Genomic DNA, 691 nt, shown 5'->3' with positions numbered 1-691 from the left:
CTTCATCCGCAAACCCCGCCACGGCCTCCACCACGTCGAAATCTTCGCCACCACCGACCAATACGAACACCTCCTCACCGCCATGAACATCGCCACCAACCCCCGCACCACCACCCCCAACACCACCACCAACCGGGCAGCCACAGACGCCGACGACGGGGGCAATGGCCACAACACCGTGCTTCAAGAAGGCGCCCGCAAAACAAATCAGGCATCCCCCGCCCCGGACCTGGAACGCCGCACCCGCCCCCAACAACAACTCGACGGCATCATCACCGCCGTCAAAACCGCCCTCACCACCACCCACCTCCCCACCACCGGCGGCAACAGACCCCAAATCATCGCCACCATCAACCACCACGACCTCTTCCCCACCCCCACAGCACCCCACACACCGGCCGCCGGCACCTTCGCCTTCACCGGCCCCGTCGCCGCCACCACCCTCCGCAAAATCGCCTGCGACGCCGACATCATCCCCGCACTCCTGGGCACCACCAGCGAAATCCTCGACCTCGGACGCAAAACCAGACTCTTCACCCCAACCCAACGCGTAGCCCTCACCGCCCGCGACCAAGGCTGCACCTTCCCCAACTGCACCATCCCCGCCCCCTGGTGCGAAGCCCACCACATCACCTACTGGTCACACGGCGGCCACACCAACACCACCAACGGAACACTCCTCTGCACCCAT

1 protein-coding gene is annotated in these 691 nt (G+C 65.4%); it reads left to right on the top strand.

The genetic code is table 11. The annotated features are described in order from the left end of the window. The coding region (locus AC1DBN_RS21420) for an HNH endonuclease signature motif containing protein (RefSeq protein ID WP_477724193.1) at window positions 1–691 on the top strand (691 nt) is incomplete at both ends.

The sequence above is a fragment of the Pseudarthrobacter sp. 10T415 genome, from assembly GCF_056394175.1.
Note: the sequence above shows the minus strand (reverse complement) of the source record. Positions and strands in the feature narration are given on the sequence as shown.